The 20,243-nt window shown below is 37.9% G+C and carries 9 protein-coding genes and 1 tRNA gene; 6 read left to right on the top strand and 4 right to left on the bottom strand.

Annotated features, from left to right (window positions below; all coding sequences use genetic code 11):
• Positions 1-302 precede the first annotated feature (302 nt).
• From AC07VK_RS16755 to AC07VK_RS16740, 4 genes are all read left to right on the top strand, one after another.
• Positions 303-575 carry a hypothetical protein gene (locus AC07VK_RS16755; protein ID WP_492961865.1) on the top strand — a complete coding sequence of 91 codons (273 nt, stop codon included), beginning with the start codon at positions 303-305 and terminating at the stop codon, positions 573-575.
• 45 nt (positions 576-620) lie between these two features.
• Positions 621-5,963, top strand: coding sequence for a hypothetical protein (locus tag AC07VK_RS16750; protein ID WP_492961863.1), 5,343 nt, complete (start codon positions 621-623; stop codon positions 5,961-5,963).
• Entirely contained in the window at positions 5,893-10,314 is a 4,422-nt protein-coding gene (locus AC07VK_RS16745; RefSeq protein ID WP_493053037.1) for a hypothetical protein, read from the top strand. The genes AC07VK_RS16750 and AC07VK_RS16745 overlap by 71 nt, the downstream gene beginning before the upstream one ends.
• 102 nt (positions 10,315-10,416) lie before the next feature.
• Entirely contained in the window at positions 10,417-10,983 is a 567-nt protein-coding gene (locus AC07VK_RS16740; protein ID WP_492961859.1) for an amidase domain-containing protein, read from the top strand.
• A gap of 841 nt (positions 10,984-11,824) precedes the next feature.
• Here the strand turns inward: AC07VK_RS16740 and AC07VK_RS16735 are convergent.
• Both AC07VK_RS16735 and metG read right to left on the bottom strand, forming a co-directional pair.
• A tRNA-Arg gene (locus AC07VK_RS16735) sits at positions 11,825-11,896 on the bottom strand.
• 191 nt (positions 11,897-12,087) lie between these two features.
• The gene (gene metG, locus AC07VK_RS16730) at positions 12,088-14,196 is read right to left on the bottom strand and encodes a methionine--tRNA ligase (protein ID WP_492961857.1); all 2,109 of its coding nucleotides are present in this window, start codon (positions 14,194-14,196) and stop codon (positions 12,088-12,090) included.
• Positions 14,197-14,236: 40 nt separating this feature from the next.
• On the opposite strand from metG, the gene AC07VK_RS16725 reads away from it, so the two are divergent.
• The gene (locus tag AC07VK_RS16725; RefSeq protein ID WP_492953937.1) at positions 14,237-15,136 is read left to right on the top strand and encodes a S66 peptidase family protein; all 900 of its coding nucleotides are present in this window, start codon (positions 14,237-14,239) and stop codon (positions 15,134-15,136) included.
• 1 nt (position 15,137) lies between these two features.
• Positions 15,138-15,545, top strand: coding sequence for a DoxX family protein (locus AC07VK_RS16720; protein ID WP_492961855.1), 408 nt, complete (start codon positions 15,138-15,140; stop codon positions 15,543-15,545).
• 68 nt (positions 15,546-15,613) lie between these two features.
• On the opposite strand, the gene AC07VK_RS16715 is transcribed toward AC07VK_RS16720, so the two are convergent.
• Together AC07VK_RS16715 and AC07VK_RS16710 are read right to left on the bottom strand one after the other, a co-directional pair.
• Complete coding sequence (locus AC07VK_RS16715) at positions 15,614-17,074, bottom strand: RagB/SusD family nutrient uptake outer membrane protein (protein ID WP_492961854.1); 1,461 nt, start codon at positions 17,072-17,074, stop codon at positions 15,614-15,616.
• Between the two features lie 11 nt (positions 17,075-17,085).
• The gene (locus AC07VK_RS16710) at positions 17,086-20,229 is read right to left on the bottom strand and encodes a SusC/RagA family TonB-linked outer membrane protein (protein WP_492961852.1); all 3,144 of its coding nucleotides are present in this window, start codon (positions 20,227-20,229) and stop codon (positions 17,086-17,088) included.
• Between the last annotated feature and the right edge of the window lie 14 nt (positions 20,230-20,243).

Here is a 20,243-nt window from a genome sequence, read left to right as displayed (position 1 = left end):
GGCACCACTACTGCCCAAGATTTTAGGGATAGACTTTAAGTTCAGGGCAATAACACCAGAAGTTAAATGGGAAAACTAAAATCTATTAGTAAAAAATACTTAAACTCCGGAAATGAAAAAATTAAAGTCACCTCTGGAAACGAACCTATAGCCAAGCAATTGGAGTAATGGAATGCGACGAATTTAGTGATACGGCTAAAAATAAGGCTAAGAACCTCGTCTGTGCTTTAACCGAACTGAATTTAGTATTTAGTTGTAAATCATAATAATCCAAAGAAATAAAAACTTAAATAAACAATTAAATGAAGATTCGTTTCACCCTAATTATGCTACTGGCTACCTATGTGTTTCATGGTTGCATACAAGATCAAAAATCACCATCGGCACGTGCAGATGAATGGTATGTATTATTGGATAAGAAAGCCCAAGCATATCCTTTTTGTATCGTACATAAAGGCACTATTATAGTTCCAGCAACGAGATACAAGATATTAGACGGACCATACGCAACAAAAGTGGAGGCGGAAAAAGCAGAGAAGAAATGCAAGGAATGTAAAGACCCTGACACAAAGTGAAAACCAGAATTATAACATCACTTAAGTTATAGTAAACATGAAATTATGAAAAACCCGATATCTGAGGATCAGTCGAGGAGGGACTTTTTAAAAATGATCTCTTTAGCCCCCTTTGCCCTTATGCCTACAATAAATACTATGGCAGAAATTTTAGGTATTAGTCGTCAGTACGTGGCGGATTTTTTCTCAGATGACTTTCATTATTTTGACAACAACCTCACCAGTCTGCACTTTTATTTTATAAACGCAAAGGTGGGGGGCAATGTACTTAAAAAAGTTGATCCGAAACTATCCGCTTACATGGTAGTAAAAATCCCGCAACAGCATATTTCAGAAGAAGTAATTAAAGAAGACGAATTTCTGAAGAAATATGCAGGAAACAAACAGCGGGCTAAGTCAAAGATTTCTGGTTTCTCATATCTCTCTTTTTTATTATTCCCCGAGAAAATCAAAAATGTAACAGGCAAACCTATTATCTCTACAAAAACACAATTAAATCTTAATCCACCAGATAAACTGCTCAATTTCGCGGATGCCAATTATTTTGAACTAATCATCCCCAAAAAAGATGACATTAAATCGTTTAATGGAATAGAATGGAAGGATTTCAAAAACAGTAACAATGTTAAAATAGATGATAGTAACAATAAACCGGTAAAAGGGTATATCAGTGAGCTTTATAAGGATATCTGCACAAAAATATTTAAAGACGGATCAAGTCACCCAATAACTGTACTAGAAATACCGGAAGGATTATTGGTTACTCCTTACAGCCAAGACGGGGCTAGGCCCCTTGTAGACACCTATCGGATCGAAAAGCAACGTTTCATTATTAATCAGGGCAATAAGCGGATTCTTCGCACAGTTGAGGAAATCTGGTCTGCACAAATGTTTTTCGATTCAGCAAATGGAAAAACTGATCCGGCTTTAAGGGCAGTTGGATACCTGCCTAGAAAAGACGTTGAACAAACCAGAGGTGACAATGAATGCCCAACTGGTGAATTTACTTTTTTGCCCACATTGCTGGATAAAAAGGAGCTTGTTTACCTTACGAGCTTAGGAAGGGCCGGTAGCGAGAGCAAAGATTGGAATATAGAAACCAAAGGTTTAACTTTTACCGGATTGGGTGCAATTGCTAAATTTCATTATAAGAATATGAGTCCACCCAAAGACACTGATTTAGCTGAATATGAACATCATATTAGTTTAGGGAGAGATGAATATATCAAGGTAGCCAGATTAGGGGTAATCTCTGTGACAGGCCAAAGGGCAATGCATGTAAAAATAGGGCAACGAAAAGTAATAAAAGGGGAATCTTACATGGATTTTAAGGAATACATTGAGATTGTCCAAAAAGAAATCCTATACTTTGATAATCGCTTGTTTATGGGTAATGAACAAGGTAAAGACATCAAAGAACCTCAAAACTATCTCCAAGCCAGAACTTACCCTCCAACAGCCAACCTTCCGGACAAGGTAATTCACAGCATAGATAATTCAGCAAACGAAACAGACAACACGTATCGAGACAGTGTGCTGTGGAACCTGCCAGGATATTTACCTGGTCACCCATATGCTTCAGCTCAAAGTGAGCTGAACTGGCATACCCATTACCGCCGCTGGCCGTTTAAAAAAGTAGAGTCGGTTAATTTAGTTAGCCAGCCAATTGAAACAGCTTTAGCAAAAAAACCAACTGCCATGACGTATGAGCATCCAGGGTGTGATTGCGCAAGCGTATTTTGGCCGGTATTGGAAGTACAGGTAAATAATAAAGACAAGGATTGTTATCTTGAATTTATCGGCTATGACTGGAATAATCAGCCTATCAAATTTTCAAGTACATTTCTGTTTATCAGGAAGAGGATTATAGAGTGCAACAACAATCTCGCTCAGCTTCACAAAGAAATTTACAATAACCGTTTTATCAATCAGCTGCCCGAGAGGAGGAGTATTCATTTTATTAATCAAACTATTGCACTAACTCCCGATTTCACTCCAGGAACATCCTCGGAGAATAAGTCAAATTTAGCAAAAGTAGATTTTCTTGAATACTATTTTAGTCTTTGTGCAGAACCTGTAAAAATAATCCAGGATACGGCGGGTAAAGAAACAGATGTGCCAGAAAGTTCCATCTTTAATGAACGCTTCTTTCCATTGTATCCCCAACTAAAACAAGCACAGGTATATTTGGAAAATATTCAAAGCTATTCACCGGAACCACTAGTATCTATTATTGAATATAATGATGATTTTATAAACTTTGGTTATGAAGGCAAAAAAGCATTTATATATAAAGGAAAGCAGCTATCGACTACTTACAATAAAGGAAAGCTGATATTTAATCATACCACAGACTTCATAAGTGGTAAAGATCAAGGTTTAGGCTTCAAAGACGGCCTATTAGTGAAAAAAACTGAGCTTGTTCAGGGCTACCAGAAAATCAGACAAGCCTTTAGCGGAGCCGGAGATGCAATAGGCGCCCTGGTAAATCCTGATTTCGATATTCAGTCTATTGGACTGATCAAGCAAAGTATTTCGGTTGGGAAAGAAATTAATAAAAAATATGAACAGCTGACTAGCGTAACAGATAAGCTGGAGAAATTTAATCCATCGGATTTATTAAGACAAGCACCTGAGATATTTAATGGCATTAGCTTATTGGACATCCTTCAAGAGGTCTTCCCTGATTACGAAGCACCAGTTAATGAAATTAAAAATGTCGCGGCCAAACTGGAGAAGTTTAAAGATGAAATTGTCAATAATCCGATTTATGTTAAGTTAAAGAAAGAACTGGAAACGGTTAACAAAAGTATTTTAGATTTCATAACAAGCATAGAGGCAGCGCAGGCGGGCATAGAATCTTTCAAGCAAAAGCTCAACGATTATAAGAATCAACTAAACTTGGAAGCTCAATTTGCGGATCTTGAGAACTTGGTGGAGAAGAAAATCACTCAATATAAGGTGCCCTTTCTAAAATATGAAAATGATATTGTCAATATCGCAAGTGCCGTTGATGTTATTGTCGAGGAAATCACCACTGATTTATTGACTAAAACTGAGATAGCATATGGGCTTTATCAGCAATTGACCGATGCCAGAAATAGTTTGCTGCTTTTAAAAGACTTCAAAGTAAATGCAAATGAATTTTCACCAGATGTAAAAGCAATTATTCAGGATTTCATCTCCAATCATTATTTTAATGCTACGAAATATATAATTATTGATCTGAGTGTTAATCGAGCAGAAGGTTGTTTAAGGCCCCTGCCATTAATAAAAGCCGAATTAAGCACAATATTCGGACCTTATGTTGCAAAATATAATGAATTCACTGCTGCCGTATCCAATGAATTGAAAGCCAGAGAAGCTTATGTCAATAAGCAAACTGATACCATGTTACTCTCCAATTATCAAAAGGCAGCACAGCGTTTGGAAGATGCGACAAAGGCAATTAAGCTGCTGGAACAAAAACTTGATTTCAGAGAGTTAACAAAAGAGATTGATGAAAAAATAAAAAAAACCGGGAATAATGTTGACAAAGAGCTTATTGAGTTTCAGAGATCAAAATTTGAAATAGTACAGGCTGCAGCAAAAAGTGGTATAGATTTTATTAATTCCTTCAATTTACCGTTCTATATTGAACAATATAAAAAAGCTGCCAAAGATTTCGAGACCATTAAAAGCAAACTTAAATACGGTCCGGCACTTTTAAACACTATTATTAAAAATGTCGATCTTAAGAGTAAACTCAAGCAACAAATTGATAATGCTAGAAAAAAACTAACAGCTCATTATGCTGCAAACTATACATTATTTAAAGATGATGTAAATAAGCTGGTATTAGAAAGCAACCAGGTTATCGGCGCATACAAATACATTTGCGAATCGATGATATGGGATGGCCTGGATCCGAATATTCCAGAACAGAAGGCGATTAAAGCATTACTGGGAATAACTGATGACCTTACGAAAGATATTCTTTCTATTAAGGATTTAAATTTTTCAAAAATAAATGGGTTAGATATAAACCAGGTTCGCTCTGATATAGAAAGAATTGTAAAAAAGGATCTTAAAGATCTTGAACAGAAGCTTCGTGATACCGTTAAGGATTATGAACTGTTACTAAGAAAACAAGTAGAACAAGCAGCTAATGGAATCGTAGGGAAGTTAACAAATGAAATCCAACAAATAAAACAGCAGATTCTCGAGGATCCTGACAATCAGGAACTGGCCGATAATTTTATCAAACTGAACGAACTTTACAATCTACTCACAGCCGTTAGTAAAAAGGAAGTCAACTACGATTGGCAAACAAGTTCGTTTAAGAATGCCGATTTCGGCATCGTATCATTTATAGCTTCTTCAAATCCGAAAACAACGTTAAAAGTAAGTGTAAAAAGCGCCATTAATTTTGAGCCGCTAAAATTTCCTGCAATTGTAAGTAGTATCGAATCCTCTGCTGAAAACAGGTTAAACAACTTTGGTATCAGTTTATTGAAGGCCATCATTATTAATTTTAATGAGGTAAGTTTTATTGCTGGTACAAACCAAAAGTCCAAGTTTGAAGTTAAGATAAGGGATGTACAGTTTGCTGGGGCATTTTCTTTTGTGCAAGCCTTAGAAAGTATTTTTAGCAAGTTGCTGGGTGATAATTTTTCTGTAAAGATACAGCCACTAAGCATCGAGATTCAATATCTATTGCCAATTGCTTATCTAGGAGCGCCCTCGTTCGGCTTTAAAGATATCTTGTTTAAAATATTGTATACCCTTCACTTTGACAAAAGACCGATGGAATTAGGTGTCGGAATAGGCACACCAGAGAATAGAACAAAACTATCAGTGGGTGTTTATACCGGGTTGTTCTATTTTATTGTCATTGGGAATCCAAAAGATGGGATCACCGTCATTGAAGTAAGCATAGAATTTGGTGGGTACTTTGGTTTAAATCTAGGCCCACTTAGAGGGGAGGTCAAACTAGTAGTCGGTTTATACTACAGAAAAGACCCAACAGGCGTAATCATTGAAGGCTACTTCTTGTGCGAAGGCAGGGTTAAACTCTGGTTTGTTATGGTTACAGCCAGGTTCTATATGGGCGTAAGAAGCCGAGGCAGTTATGTAGAAGGTCGATGCACAGTGTCCTATGAAATTAGGATAAGCCGCTTCTTCAAACGATCATTCGATGCTACCTATTACAAAAAACTTGCAGGTGCTTCGCCAGGCAACAATCAATCAGGTGCCTCACAAAGGCTTTTAGCAAAATATATGGCCATCAACGCAGGTGCATTGGATAAGAGTGTTAATGCGGATTCATTTGAAAACAGTGAGGAAAGAAAAACAAGGCCACTTACTCAAAAAGAATGGGAAAAATTCATTAACTCTTACATCGATTAACATGGCAACTCCTATTAAAAATATTCTTACCAGCATTTTGCCCTATGGCTATAATCAAAGTACTAAGTCATATCGCTTCTCTTTATGTATAGATTTAAATCCAAATTATGATGCCCCTCAAGGTGGGACTGATACAAATGTTCTTAGGGATTTCCTGATCAACTTTGCTGGGAAAAGTGATTCTATTTTTTCTATGATAGTGAAGACTCCTGGACTCAAAATAGCTCAACTCAACAAAGCAGATACCGTCCTTGATCCTAAAGGTTTAAAAGTGTGTTTTCCGGAGGTGATCAAGAATGTGGATGCCGTTTGGGGTAGCCTGCCAATTAATACATTTGATGCTGCTAGTCCCAAGAACTTTGGTTTTAGTAGAACATTGGATATTTCATTTAACAAAGTAACCACCATGTTTAAGGGATCTGTTCCGGACGCACAAAGGATGAGGAAATCGATGATGGCGGAACTCAGTTCTACTAAAATGGAAAAAAAAGCACTGACCCCACTTAAAAGCTCGTTACGTTCAGAATTAGTTTCGATTAACGATGAAGTAGAAAACTTTGCCAGTTTATTAGATGGTATTTCCTCGTTTTCAGAACAAGTTAATGCGATACAGCTAAAATCGATGCTGCAAGAAGCCAAATCTTTAAGATATAGCTCTATCTATGACAGTACCGCTAGTATATTGGAGTTTTGGTCTTTTATTGATTCAAATACTGTTCTTCAACGGTTAATGGGGCAAATAATTGATTTCGAAGTAAGTGAAGACGTTTTTTTCAGTTTCAACGACGGCCACGAATTCGAGTTGTCTTTTTTTTCTTCAAGTGAACTGGAAGCAAATATTAAATCCTTAGCTGGCGTAACTTGGGAGCATTTGAGTACGCCATGTAAAATTTATACAACACATAAAGCAGTCATTGTTCGCGAAGCACCATTGGTCGATTCCGTCCCGATCCAAATCGAAGCTTTTAATTATGATGTTGGTGGTAAATTAATTAGTTTGAAATCCGTTAAAGAGAAATATGAAAAATATCTCGACATTTTGGATGATCCCAGCGTAAGTGAATATGAAAAATACCTGATCAGAAAACAGCTCTTGGCAATTGATACGGCTGCAATGACTATTGGAGTAAATACTTACAACATGTCTTTAGAGGAAATTCAGCGTGCAGAAAGAAATGTGCAGGAACAAGCAGATAGCACTAACACCTTGTTGCCAAACTATCTTTACAGAATAAGAAGTGGATATAGGTTTTCGGTAAAAAGCACTGAAAGTGAAGGCCTTACCTCTATTGGTCTCCGAAGTGTGAGTTTAAAAGGAACACTAGGCAGTAAGATTGCTTTACCCAAGGAATTAACGGTTCAAAATGTAGGAATAAATACTGATTCTGGCACTCATGCTTTTTTAAAGGGTGCAACTGGAAATATGGAAGCCAAAGTGGTTGCCGATCCGGCCATGCACAATTGGAATGGGGAAAACATTGGTATGCCGAGTGTTTTTTCAAACCAGGAAGACGAGAAGAATTTCGAATCATCAATAGATGAAGGTTCTATTAGTGAATCTGTACAGTTTGTAACAGAACAGTTGAGCAAGTTTTTTATAGAAGATTACGAAATCAAAGGAGTAGAATACAAAAGGAAATCAACAGGGAAATTCTCAAGGCTTCATACAAACATCAGCGATCTGCCCATTCAGCTGATTTATTCTGCAGAAAAGATCACAAATAAGAAATTGATATTTGGACGGGAAATCCAGTTATTTCTAACTCCCGAATACAAAAACAAATATGCCATTCCAAATTCCTTGCTCCTCAAATTTCATGAAGATCAGGATAGTAGAAAGAGAGAGAAGTCGCACTGCTTAGTCACACAAAAATTTATTTTCAAAAGAAACGAACCTGTTAAACCAATTGAGTTCAGGCTATTTCACCAGCTTCTAAATGACGATGGTACACCTGTCCAGTATAGAGAAGGAGAAAGTGTAAACAACCTGGTGATAAGAAATTTTAGTGATGTTGATGATGACAAAATTTACAAAACCACCCAAACCAGCATACGTCACATACTTCCGCCAGCAATTTCGTTTCAGCAGGCAATGTGGCATAACAAGCTTTTCAACGACAATGAGGAGGGAATGACGATAGCACAGTCCTATCAATGGTATCTCAAGCATCATTATCCCGCTAATGAGGGTGAAATTAAAATGGATTGGGACAATAAGGGGGACTGGTCCCCAGTGTTATCAGCTGACGGGACTCCCCGCAGGTATACAAAGAATGATGCGTTCCTAAAATCAACCCGGATGAAAGATTTTTATCCTGGTACCTGTGAAATCAACTATCTCCCAGATCCTCTTACCAATGGATTTAGACTTGAATTTTTTAAAGATAAAGATAGATTGATAAAAGCGACAGCATATGAAGAATATGAAAAAGCAGAATTCTATTTTACAGGGAAGTATCCTAAAATTAATGCCTGGAAAATTTCTGTTGGTGATTATATACAAGATTCAGATCTTGTTTCCATTAGTAAGAGCAACGAAACCATTACCGTGCGTCTAAAAAAAGGAAGTGAAATATTTGTAACCGCGCGCACCATTTTGGTTGATGGTTTCGCAGATAAAATGGAAACTTTTGGCAACACCAACCAGTTTACGAAATTTGGCGGTAACGATTTGTTGACCCCACCTTTTGAGTTTTCTCTAGTGCATGCGGTTCAAAGGCCTTTGGTAAGACCGAAGTTTAATAATCTTTTAAAATGCCAAAAAGAACAAAACCAGACCAATGTAGAACTTATCACAACTGCAAATCTTGAACAATTATACTCCTATCGAGACATCGGGGGAATAACACGCTATGTTAGAAACACCAAACCTACAGGAAATATAGAAGTATATGCAAAATGGGAAGAGTATATTGATGACCCTAAACATATTACCACGCCTACCGAAGACTGGACTCCATTAATGCCCGTCAACAAAATAAATTTCCGTCAGTTTAATACTAACGCTAAAAATGGAGAATCGCCTGCCGTTTTCGAATACAGCATTGAGGTGACTCCGCAACTGGAAAACATGGAGCGGACCTTGAATAAAGTCAATACTGACCATAATGAATTTAAAAATTATGCAGTTGATTTAAAGGCGAGTTATAATATCAGAGAAACCAAGTACATGGAGAAATGGGTTTGGATTAAGAATAAGTCACAGTTTACAGGTTATTATCCTAAAGAGTGGGGCACAGAAGATGAATCTGTGGGAGGAGAATCTAGGAAGTCAAGGGAATTTTTTAACAGACTGTCCCAAGAGCCATTTTTAATTAAAATATTAAATAATAAAAAACCCCAGCCCCCTAAAATTTCAGATCAAAAAAGAATAAAGCTGCTTTCGGTAACTGAAGAATGGAAAGAAGGTAATACGCTTAAAAAAGCTGTAACGATGAACCGGTTAAGAATCTTCTTCGAAAGGGGAAGGTTAACCTCTGGCAACGGCGAAAGAATAGGGTTTGTAGTAAACGAACCTAAAGCCTTGTATAATAACCAAATGGTTAAAAATAATTGTGTATCTATTGTTGGAAAAGATATTGTCTCAGATACAGTAAAACCATATGATGGCTTAAATGCAAATTCGGACGTATTGTTAACAAAAGCCAATTTCGTAATTCGTGATCCCCAGAATATTTATGATGTAAATTCGGTTCATAAAGATGATCATGAGAGCTTTAGCCCTAAATATATTGAAGATTTGGGAATCATGACCTACTTGCCAAAATTCGATAGACAACATAATCTTTGGTACCTGGACATCGAACTGGCTGTCAATGACGAAAAAGGAAAAGAATTACATAATCCATTTTTAAAATTTTCACTGGTTCACTTTCAGGAAAACTCTTTTAACTACAATGCGGGAACGACAAAAGATCTAAGCAAGGATTGTAGGATATCCGATGTGTACCATTCCGGATATGCTTATATCATGGGCAAAAGACTTCTAACGGTAAGTTATGGTTATAGTTATGTCAAACCTGCTATTGAATTTGACCTTACCTCTATAAAAGGTACCCCTGAAGAAAATTTAACCAGTTTCTTCGCTGTAGTTAGGGAAAAGCCAACTGGAGGATTTGTTTGGAAAGCAGCGGCTAAGAAAGGTGGGGGTGAGGCATTCATTCAACTCCCCAACACAAGTAATAGCAATGGAATTCAGATAGATTATGTAGCCAGCAGCAATAAAGAATTTCAACTCGTGGTCATAGAAACTGAAAATTGGGAAGGTGCTAACCCTGCATCACTTGATGAACTTATTGAAAACAGAAATAATAGAATTGTATTGGTCAGCACATTTGAAATTACACCGTAAATAAACTAAAAGATAAAAATTATGAGACGCATATTCTTTTACATGGCTTCCATCAGCATCTGTATTTTCTTCGCAAGCTGCTCAAAGAGAAAAACATTAAAAATGGAAGTAGACATCACTGATTCTCTATCTTCTGTTAAGAAAATGAAAACGGCAATAGAAATAAATTACTATGAGTCCGATAGATCAACAGTTAAATATAAAAATCCTGCAGCAATTGCCTATGCGAAAAAATACGCAGCACTTAGTGATAACGTATGTGGTATATACAATAATAATCCTTCGGCTAACTTAAGCGATTGTGCCCATTTTATAGCTCACTGCTTAAAAAGCGGTGGAATAGAAATCAAAGCACAACAACCTAACCTGAAGATATGTACGGAAGGATTATGTTATAGGGTGCAGGAACTTACATCTGCACTAAAGAAGCTTTCTCAACAATATTCAAATGTTAGCGAAATTGAGATCGAAGATGCAATTATTGGGGATTATGGCTTTTTTAAAATTCCTGTAGTCAGACCAACCCACGCATTTATGATTTGCCAGCCAGCGGCAAACACTGACGATATAAAAATTTATGCACATACCGCAAACAGATCCTGTACAACCCCTGAGCCGAAATGGGATCAGTTTTTTGACGTGGCTTATAGAATTACAGATGGCAATTAATTATACCATAATGAGAAAATTATCATGAACCTTTGTTTCCCTTCTGATGTTGAGCTCACAAATAATATATGGATAAAGTAATATAATTGTAAACCCGAAAATTAGCACAGTAACAGTAAAAAAATCATAAATTCCGAGTTGTTAATCCAAATTGAACTGGAGTTCTTAACAATACTACCGTTACCTCAAATCCGGTAATTAACTGCAAATTGACAACAAAACATCGCCGCCATTTTCTCAGTTCAGTTCGGCCGATATTGTCAAAGTTAAACTTCTCAAGAGAGGTATGAAACCGTCGAACTTTTGAGGCCAGCGTGTCCAGATAATCATTAAGTTCCCGTATCTCCTCGCGCAGGCCAGTGCCTTTTCCTTTAAGCGCAGACCAGAAGCTGGGAACAATTTCCCTGCCGACAGAATATTCCTAATGTTTTCCTTTCACGGTAATCCGTAAATAGATGGGCATCATCTCGCCCTTGATAAAATTTTTTGGTCTTTTCAGATAGAATAAAAGATGAAAATTGTAACTCATAATGATACATTTAAAATTAAACAAATGTACATTTGAGCCAGTGAGTCATCAAGATGTTCGTCAGTCGAACGGGCTGTAAATCAATATTTTACAAAATAATCCAGCACCCGAACATTTCGGAAAAATTCTGGTTTTGATGTTTCAATCAATTCACTGACCTACAGGGTTTTACAAAAAATCGTCAGTTTTCGACTCACTTAAATTGACCATTCAAAATGGTCGAAAACGAGTCTTAATGTGTTATAAAAACCAAAACAAAGTCTTGAAAATCAACGATTTGCGCGACAATGTTCTGGTTTGAATCTAAGGAAGTGGTCCCGACGAGAATCGAACTCATATCTAAAGTTTAGGAAACTTCTATTCTATCCGTTGAACTACGGGACCATTTGTTGCGCAAATATAACAAAAGTTTTGTCGCAAGAGAATTCATTTTAACAAGCATTTATCTAAGGGAATTGTCTTTAAAAAACAAATTACAACAGCCACCCTTTAGGAGTATTGCATAGGGCTAAGCAATAAAAAAAGCCATTTGATTAATTTCAAATGGCTTATATTTAATTACGGACAGGCAAACGTTATCTAATTACACTACCCTCCGGAAACTTTTCTACAGGTGCCATAAAAGTGAGTTTGCCTTCGGCATTTTCGGCCATCAGGATCATTCCCTGTGATAAAATCCCTTTGATTTCGCGTGGGGCAAGATTTACGATTATACTTACCTGTTTACCAACAATATCTTCAGGTTTATAATATTCGGCGATGCCCGAAACCACTGTTCTTTCATCAATACCGGTATTTACCGTTAATTTTAATAGTTTTTTTGTTTTCTCTACCTTTTCGGCAGCAACAATGGTGGCTACACGGATATCCATTGCCGAGAAATCGTCAAACTGGATATTTTCTTTTGCCGGAACAGCAACTACATTACTGGCTGCATTGCTGGCTTTGCTTTGGTTTAGTTTCTCAATCTGGAAATCGATCGCTGCATCTTCAATTTTATCAAACAAGAGTACAGCTTCGCCAATTTCGTGGCCACGTTTTAACAGGCTTACTGTACCCGCATCTTCCCAGTCATGACCGCCATTTTGAAGCATCTTCATTAACTTTTCTGCTGTAAATGGCAAGAAAGGTTCAATCAGGATCTGAATATTGGCGGCAATTTGAAGCGCAATATTCAATATCGTTCTTACCCGGTCCTCATCCGTTTTAATGATTTTCCACGGCTCGGTTTCGGCCAGGTATTTATTTCCTAAACGGGCAACATTCATCACTTCGGATAAGGCCTCTCTAAAGCGATAATTTTCGATAGACGCAGAGATTTTGGCAGGGTAGCCAGCCAATTCATCAATAACAGCCTGATCTACAGCTGTAATTTCCATGCAGGTAGGCACTGAACCACCAAAGTACTTGTGCGTAAGTACCACAACCCTGTTCACGAAGTTACCCAGAATGGCCACCAATTCATTATTGTTTCTCGCCTGAAAATCTTTCCAGGTAAAATCGTTATCCTTGGTCTCGGGAGCTGTTGCGGTTAATACATAACGCAATACATCTTGTTTTCCTTCAAACTCTCTTAAATATTCGTTCAGCCAAACTGCCCAATTTTTAGAAGTTGATATTTTTTGGCCTTCTAAGTTTAAAAATTCGTTTGCCGGCACATTATCGGCCAAGGTATATTCGCCATGGGCCATTAACATTGCAGGAAAAATAATGCAGTGGAAAACGATATTATCTTTACCGATAAAGTGTACCAATTTGGTTTCGTCGCTTTTCCAGTATTCTTCCCAGCCACATTTATCATTTTCGTAGCTACTGATGTAATATTCTTCGGCTTTAGGGTTCCACACATCAAGCTTGGCGTAGTTACAAAGCTCTTTGGTGGCAGAAATATAGCCAATAGGCGCATCGAACCACACATAAAGCACTTTACCTTCGGCATCGCGAAGCGGAACACGAACACCCCAATCTAAATCTCTGGTCATGGCCCTTGGCTGTAAGCCTGCATTTAACCAGCTTTGGCACTGGCCGTACACATTCGGCCGCCACTCTTTATGGCTTTCGATATAGGTACGTAAACGGTCTTCATATTTATCAAGCGGCAGAAACCAGTTTTTAGTTTCTTTTAAAATTGGTTTATCACCAGATAGGGTCGATTTCGGATTGATTAAATCGGTCGCATTAAGCGTAGAGCCACAGTTTTCGCATTGATCGCCATAAGCATTTTCATTACCACATTTTGGGCAGGTACCGGTAATGTAACGATCGGCCAAAAATTGTTTTGCAGTGGCATCGTAATATTGCTCGGTAACCTCTTCGGTAAAAACACCTTTATCGTAAAGGGTTTCGAAGAAATCGGCAGCGGTTTGGTGATGGGTAAGTGATGAGGTACGGTGATAGATATCGAAAGATACGCCGAATTCTTTAAAAGAATCCCCAATAATCTTATGGTACTTATCTACCACTTCCTGAGGCGTTATGCCTTCTCTTTTGGCTTTTAAAGTAATGGGCACACCATTTTCGTCAGATCCACAGATGAATTTTACATCGCGTTTATTCGACCTTAAATAACGGGCATAAATATCTGCAGGGATGTAAACACCAGCCAGGTGCCCAATATGAACTGGCCCATTGGTATATGGAAGCGCTGCAGTTACGGTATATCTTTTAATTTTACTATTATCCAAAACAATTTTTATTAATTTGGCAAAGATAAGTGTTTTGAAGATGATTAAGCAGCCCCCGTATTTAAAAAAAGGAGATAAGATTGCCCTGGTATGTCCGGCAAAGAAATTACCCAAACCTATAGACCATGCCATAGCACGATTAGAAAGCTGGGGCTTGGAGGTTATTGTAGGCGAAAGTGTATACGCCAGTCACCACCAGTTTGCAGGAACTGATGCTTTAAGAGCCAAAGACATTCAGCGTTTTTTAGATGATCCCGCTATAAAAGCCATTATTTCGGGCCGTGGCGGTTATGGTACCATCAGAATTATTGATGACCTGGACTTTACAGAATTTAACAGGAACCCTAAATGGTTTGTAGGTTTCAGCGATATTACCGTATTATTATCACACCTGATTGCGCAATGCAATACCCAATGTATGCACGCGCAGATGCCCTATACTTTTGATGAATCTACCACAGAAGCTTTAATTTCATTACAGCAGGCTTTGTTTGGCGAAAAACAGACCTATTCTTACCAAAGCGCCTTTAAAAATCGGGCAGGAGAGGCGACCGGGGTTTTGATTGGTGGCAATTTAACTTTGCTCACCATGGTACAGGGCTCGGTTTCGGAAATGGATTTTACCGATAAAATTCTCTTTTTGGAAGATGTTGGCGAACAAGAATACGGTATAGACCGCATGTTGCGTATGCTGAAAAGGGCGGGTAAGCTAAAAGCCTTAAAGGGTTTGATTATTGGCGCCTTTACTGAAATTGAAGAAGAAAAGATTTCTTTCGGGCAAACGGCCGATGAGGTAATTTGGGATATTGTTAAGGACTACGATTTTCCAGTCTGCTTTAATTTTCCAACAGGACATATCGATAACAACCTCAGTATGGTTTTAGGTGCTGAGGTGAACTTAAAAATAGAAACAAATAACGTTCAATTTAAATATTTATAGGATGGCAATTTTAGATAATTTAGGAAAATACCGCAATACAGGCTTGTTATTGCTGCGCATTGGTTTAGGCGTAATGTTTATTATCCATGGTTTCCCGAAACTTGCAGGCGGCCCAAACGGCTGGACTGGTTTAGGAGGAAGTATGAAAGTAATCGGCATAGACTTTTTACCTATATTTTGGGGTTTTATGGCCGCCGCTACCGAAACCTTTGGTGGTTTCCTTTTAATTGTAGGATTGTTTTTCCGTCCGGCGTTAATTTTATTAATCTTTACGATGATGATAGCTGCGCTGGTTCATTTTGGTAAAGGAGATGGATTAGGCGGTGCCAGTCATGCAATAGAATTGGGCATTGTATTTTTCGGACTGATTTTTATTGGGCCGGGCAAATATAGTGTGGATAAGAAATAAACGGTTACTATATAAAACAATAAAGCCCATCGAAGAAGTTCGATGGGCTTTATTGTTAAGGCATAAATCTAGTTTTGCACAATCAATTTATTGTTTTGAACCTCATTAGCCGATATCGGCCAGATATAACCTGCAGTATTAAATGGAATTGCAGGAGCGGTACCCTGAGATCCACTTTTCGCAACAAAGCCTGCCCCAAGTCGCATTACATCTGGAGACCTAAATCCTTCGCCTAATAATTCGATTCTTCTTTCGGTGAGAATAGTATTTTTAAGATTTGCCGGTAATAAATCTGTTGCCGGAAATACATACCCTGGATTGGATCTTTGTCTAACTGCGTTTAATAACGCGATAGATCTTACAGGATCGGTTGCCACCGTAGCTTCTGCTAAGTTTAATAAAACCTCAGCATATCTAATTACGGGAATATAATCTGTATATGGAGACGGCCTCTTAAATTTAGTTAAATAAGTATTTGCTCCAGAAACTGTTGTTAAACCTTTTCTAGCATCAGTTGAAGCGGCTGCAAAAGCTGCATTTCCAAAAATCCCAGTAGGGTTTAAGAAATACTCTTCATTACCACCAGCCCCATTCGGAGTAATATTATAATAATACGCCAATTGATTTTGTGTACCAGGGGCATCAAGATCGGCCATTGGAAGACTTAAAACAGCTTCTGCTCCTACATAAGTTCCACCAAACACTGTTGCAATGTTTGCTTCCAATTTATAAGGAGCACCAGTTGTGGCCTGAAACGGAGCTGTTGCACTAACAATCTTATTTGCTTCGGTTACTACTGCCGATAAATTACCCATTGAGAGGTATACCCGAGTTTTAAACGCAATTGCGGTATTTCTAGATGCCCTAGTAGGACCAACTAACGAAACAGCTAAATCCGGCTCGGCCTCGTTTAGGTCTTTTAAAATTTGCGTATAAACTTCTGCTACTGTACTTCTTTTTAAATCGTTACCTGTTAAATCCTTTTCGCCTCTAAGTCTCAGCGGCACGCCCAAACTAGCACCGGCATCGGTTATATAAGGTTTAGCATATAATTGCAAGAGGCTATAATAGCACAGGGCACGCAAGAATTTGGCTTCAGCAATATATTGTTTCGCTACCGCTGGGGTAAGTAACGATGCATTGGCATTTACGCCTTCAATAACTAAATTAGCCCTGTTTACAGCAGCATAAACTGCGCCCCATAAATTAACAACCTCATTGGTATTCGAAGTTAAATTGAACCTCCAGGTATCTAATCCTGTTACTCCGTTCGGTTTGTTTACCACAAAGTCCTCTCCGCGGATATCGCTGTAGATTAAGTATCTTCCTCCGTAAAACTGACCATTTTTTACGCCTGCATAAATACCATTAACCTGAGATAAAATTCTTGCAGGATTTGAAAAGGCATCTTCAATAGGTAAGGATGTATCGGGTGCAGCATCTAAGAAATTCTTTTTACATGATGTTGCAAAGAAAAATGGTGCGACAAGAAAAAGATATTTTACTTTATTATTTATTTTAATTTTCATGATCTCTAATTTTAAAATCCAACATTAATACCAAAAGTAAATGTTCTGCCCGATGGCACAGAGTTTCTATCTACACCAGGAGCAAGGTTACCACTATTTCCAGTTGCTGTAGAGTTTCCGTTTACTGAAACCTCTGGATCTGGTCCTGGATAATCTGATATAATCCAAAGATTGCTAGATTGAGCATATACTCTAATATTCGAAACACCATATTTACTTAAAAGTGTTTTTGGCAGTGTATAACCCAAAGCTAGGTTTCTAACTTTTAAGAAATTACCAGAGAAAACATTTTGAGATTGTGCAAAAGCCGATCCATTCGAAGTATTATCACCATAAACCAAACGAGGAATATCCGTTACCTGACCAGGAGTAGTCCACCTGTTCAATACGCCTGCTTCATTGTTCCAAAAACGTTGATCGCGAAGACCCGCTAATGATCCATAATAAAGTTTATTACCGCCCGAGAAGGTTAAACCCAAGGTAAGATCGAAGTTTTTATAACGGAAATTATTGTCAAGCCCACCAAACCATTTCGGAATTGAAGGTCCATCAATTACAGCATCAAGTGCGGCATCAATTGCAGGTGCATTTTGACCTGCCTTAGGTCCATCAAGGTATTGATAACGGGCAGCTGTTGCTCTTTGGAAACTGAATCTCAATTTCTCTCCATTTCTGTTGATAAAAATTCGTTCTCCTGTTGCCGGATCAACTCCAGCTGTTTGTACAGTATAAATCGATCCGATTGGATAACCAACGCGGGTAATGTTTGCCGTTTCTAAAGAAGTGGCACCAAAAAGATCTGCATTGTTATTACCTAAAGCGGTAACTTCATTTTTTAGTGTACTAAAGGTAAAAGTGCTAGACCATGTAAAATCATCCGTATCGATGTTTCTTGAGTTTACAGTAAATTCAAATCCTTTATTGTACATTTTACCAACGTTTGTTGTAATGGCGTTACCTGGAACACCTTTTGAAGGTGCCTGAGGAGCATTTTGAACCAGGTTGTCGATATTATTATGATAATAGTCTACTTCCAGAGAGAACCTGCCGTCCAAAAACTCTAAATTAACACCAACATCGGCTTTTTTACTGGTTTCCCATTTAAGCTCAGGATTACCCGCCTGAGCGAATGATAACGCTGCATCAGATCCGTATAAACCTGGATTATACAAAAATAGAGATGGGTAATTACCAATATTAATGTTACCAACTTCACCATAACTACCACGTAATTTAATACGGGTTAATACTTTACTTAAGCCTGAGTTTTTATAAAAACCTTCTTCAGAGATTGCCCAACCTGCTGAAGCTCCTCCAAAATTACCATATTTATTACCTGCTGATAAGCCAGAATAACCATCTCTTCTGAATGAACCAGATAAGTAATATTTTTTCTTATAATCGTAGCTTAAACTTCCAAAATAAGACCGGAATGAATTATCTCCTTGTACTAATCCTGATGGGGTAATAATACCAAAGGCTCCCTGATATACTTTAATAAAAGGATCAATTACATTTTGTCTGGTAGCGCCATAACCATCCGATTTGGTTTGTTGATCTTCAGCACCAATTAAGGCACCTAAGCTATGATCGCCAAAGGTATTTGCATAGTTTAGTGTATTAGACCAGTTCCACCTGGCATTCTTAACAAAGCTACTGGTAGCACCACCATTATAAGCAACACCATCGCCCTGTAAACGGTTTACAAAAGCATTGTTGTCAATCTTTAAATTATCTAATCCATAAGTCGTTTTAAAACTCAATCCTTTAACCAATTGAATAGAGGCATAAACATTAGCAATAATCCGATCACTTTCTGATGTATTTTTATCCTCATTTACCAAAACCGCAGCATTTGGATAATTCGACGCGATTGTATTCGCGCCTAAACCAACAGCACTTCCATTCACGTTATAAGATCCATCTTCATTATAAGCGGCAACGTTAGGGGGCAACACAATGGCTAACCTACCCAAACCTACAGTTGAAAAGGTTTGCCCAGGAAGCGAGCCTGTGTTTGGCGCACGGTTCATGGTATTACTATAAGAAAAATTAGTTCCGATAGTAACATTCTTAAATAACTTATGATCTAAATTTACCCTGCCATTTTTTCTTTCGAATGAATTTCCCAAAATAAAGCCTTCTTGATTGCTATAACCAAGCGAAACATAATATGATGTTTTTTCGTTTGCTCCAGAAAAATTTAAGGCATGGTTTTGAGATGTTGCAGTTCTATAGGCATAATCATACCAATTTGTTTCTACCTGAGATCCATCTGATTTAGTTTGTAGAAAAAATGCTGGTGCAAGGCCGATATTTGTTCTTGATTCATTTTTAATCTGAACATACTCTGCTGCATTTAATAAAGGAGTAAGGTTTTGGGCTTTTGTAGTTCCTACCCATCCTTCATAGTTAATTTTAGTGCTGCCTTGCTTTCCTTTTTTTGTTGTAATTACGACAACACCGTTGGCCGCTCTAGAACCATAAATTGCAGATGATGCCGCATCTTTTAAGATATCGATTGACTCGATATCAGCTGGGTTGATGTCTCCCAATGCATTACCTGCAGCACTGTTAGCCGATTGGTCGCCCGTAAATACAGGTATACCATCAACAATAATTAATGGATAAGAACTTAAAGAGATAGAGTTAAAACCACGCACCCTAAAAACAGGAGGGTTATTTAAAACTCCATTTGGCTGAATGATGTTTACACCTGCCGCTTTACCTGCAAGTGCCTGCTCAAAACTCTGAACTGGTACGTTTTTAAGTTTTTCTCCACTTACACTTGCTATTGACCCCGTAACATCTCTCTTAGATTGTGTGGTATAGCCCGTTACAACTACATCAGATAATGTTTTAGAATCGCTTTGTAGCTGTACATTGACCACATTACCGCCGATAGTTTTGGTTTGGCTTAAAAAACCGATATAGGAGAATTCCAATACGGTTGCTCTGCCATTAACTCTTAGTGAATACTTACCATCTGCACCGGTTGTGGTTCCGCCAGTTGCACCTTTAATTCTTACACTTACGCCCGGGAGAGGTAATCCATCTTCCTGGGCCGTAACAGTTCCAGTGATTGTTCGATCTTGCGCTATTGCTGAGGTGGCAATAAATAGCAATATGAACAAACTTTGTAGAAGTTTTTTCATAAAAATAATTTAGT

It is taken from the genome of Pedobacter sp. GW821-FHT01D05, assembly GCF_059422505.1.
This window is presented reverse-complemented; position numbering and strand designations above follow the sequence as displayed.

Bases quoted from the DNA above. Each gene is read 5' to 3' on its own strand.
- AC07VK_RS16755 (WP_492961865.1), top strand. From the start codon at position 303: ATGAAGATTCGTTTCACCCTAATTATGCTACTGGCTACCTATGTGTTT.
- AC07VK_RS16750 (WP_492961863.1), top strand. From the start codon at position 621: ATGAAAAACCCGATATCTGAGGATCAGTCGAGGAGGGACTTTTTAAAA.
- AC07VK_RS16740 (WP_492961859.1), top strand. From the start codon at position 10,417: ATGGAAGTAGACATCACTGATTCTCTATCTTCTGTTAAGAAAATGAAA.
- AC07VK_RS16725 (WP_492953937.1), top strand. From the start codon at position 14,237: ATGATTAAGCAGCCCCCGTATTTAAAAAAAGGAGATAAGATTGCCCTG.
- AC07VK_RS16720 (WP_492961855.1), top strand. From the start codon at position 15,138: ATGGCAATTTTAGATAATTTAGGAAAATACCGCAATACAGGCTTGTTA.
- AC07VK_RS16715 (WP_492961854.1), bottom strand. From the start codon at position 17,074: ATGAAAATTAAAATAAATAATAAAGTAAAATATCTTTTTCTTGTCGCA.
- AC07VK_RS16710 (WP_492961852.1), bottom strand. From the start codon at position 20,229: ATGAAAAAACTTCTACAAAGTTTGTTCATATTGCTATTTATTGCCACC.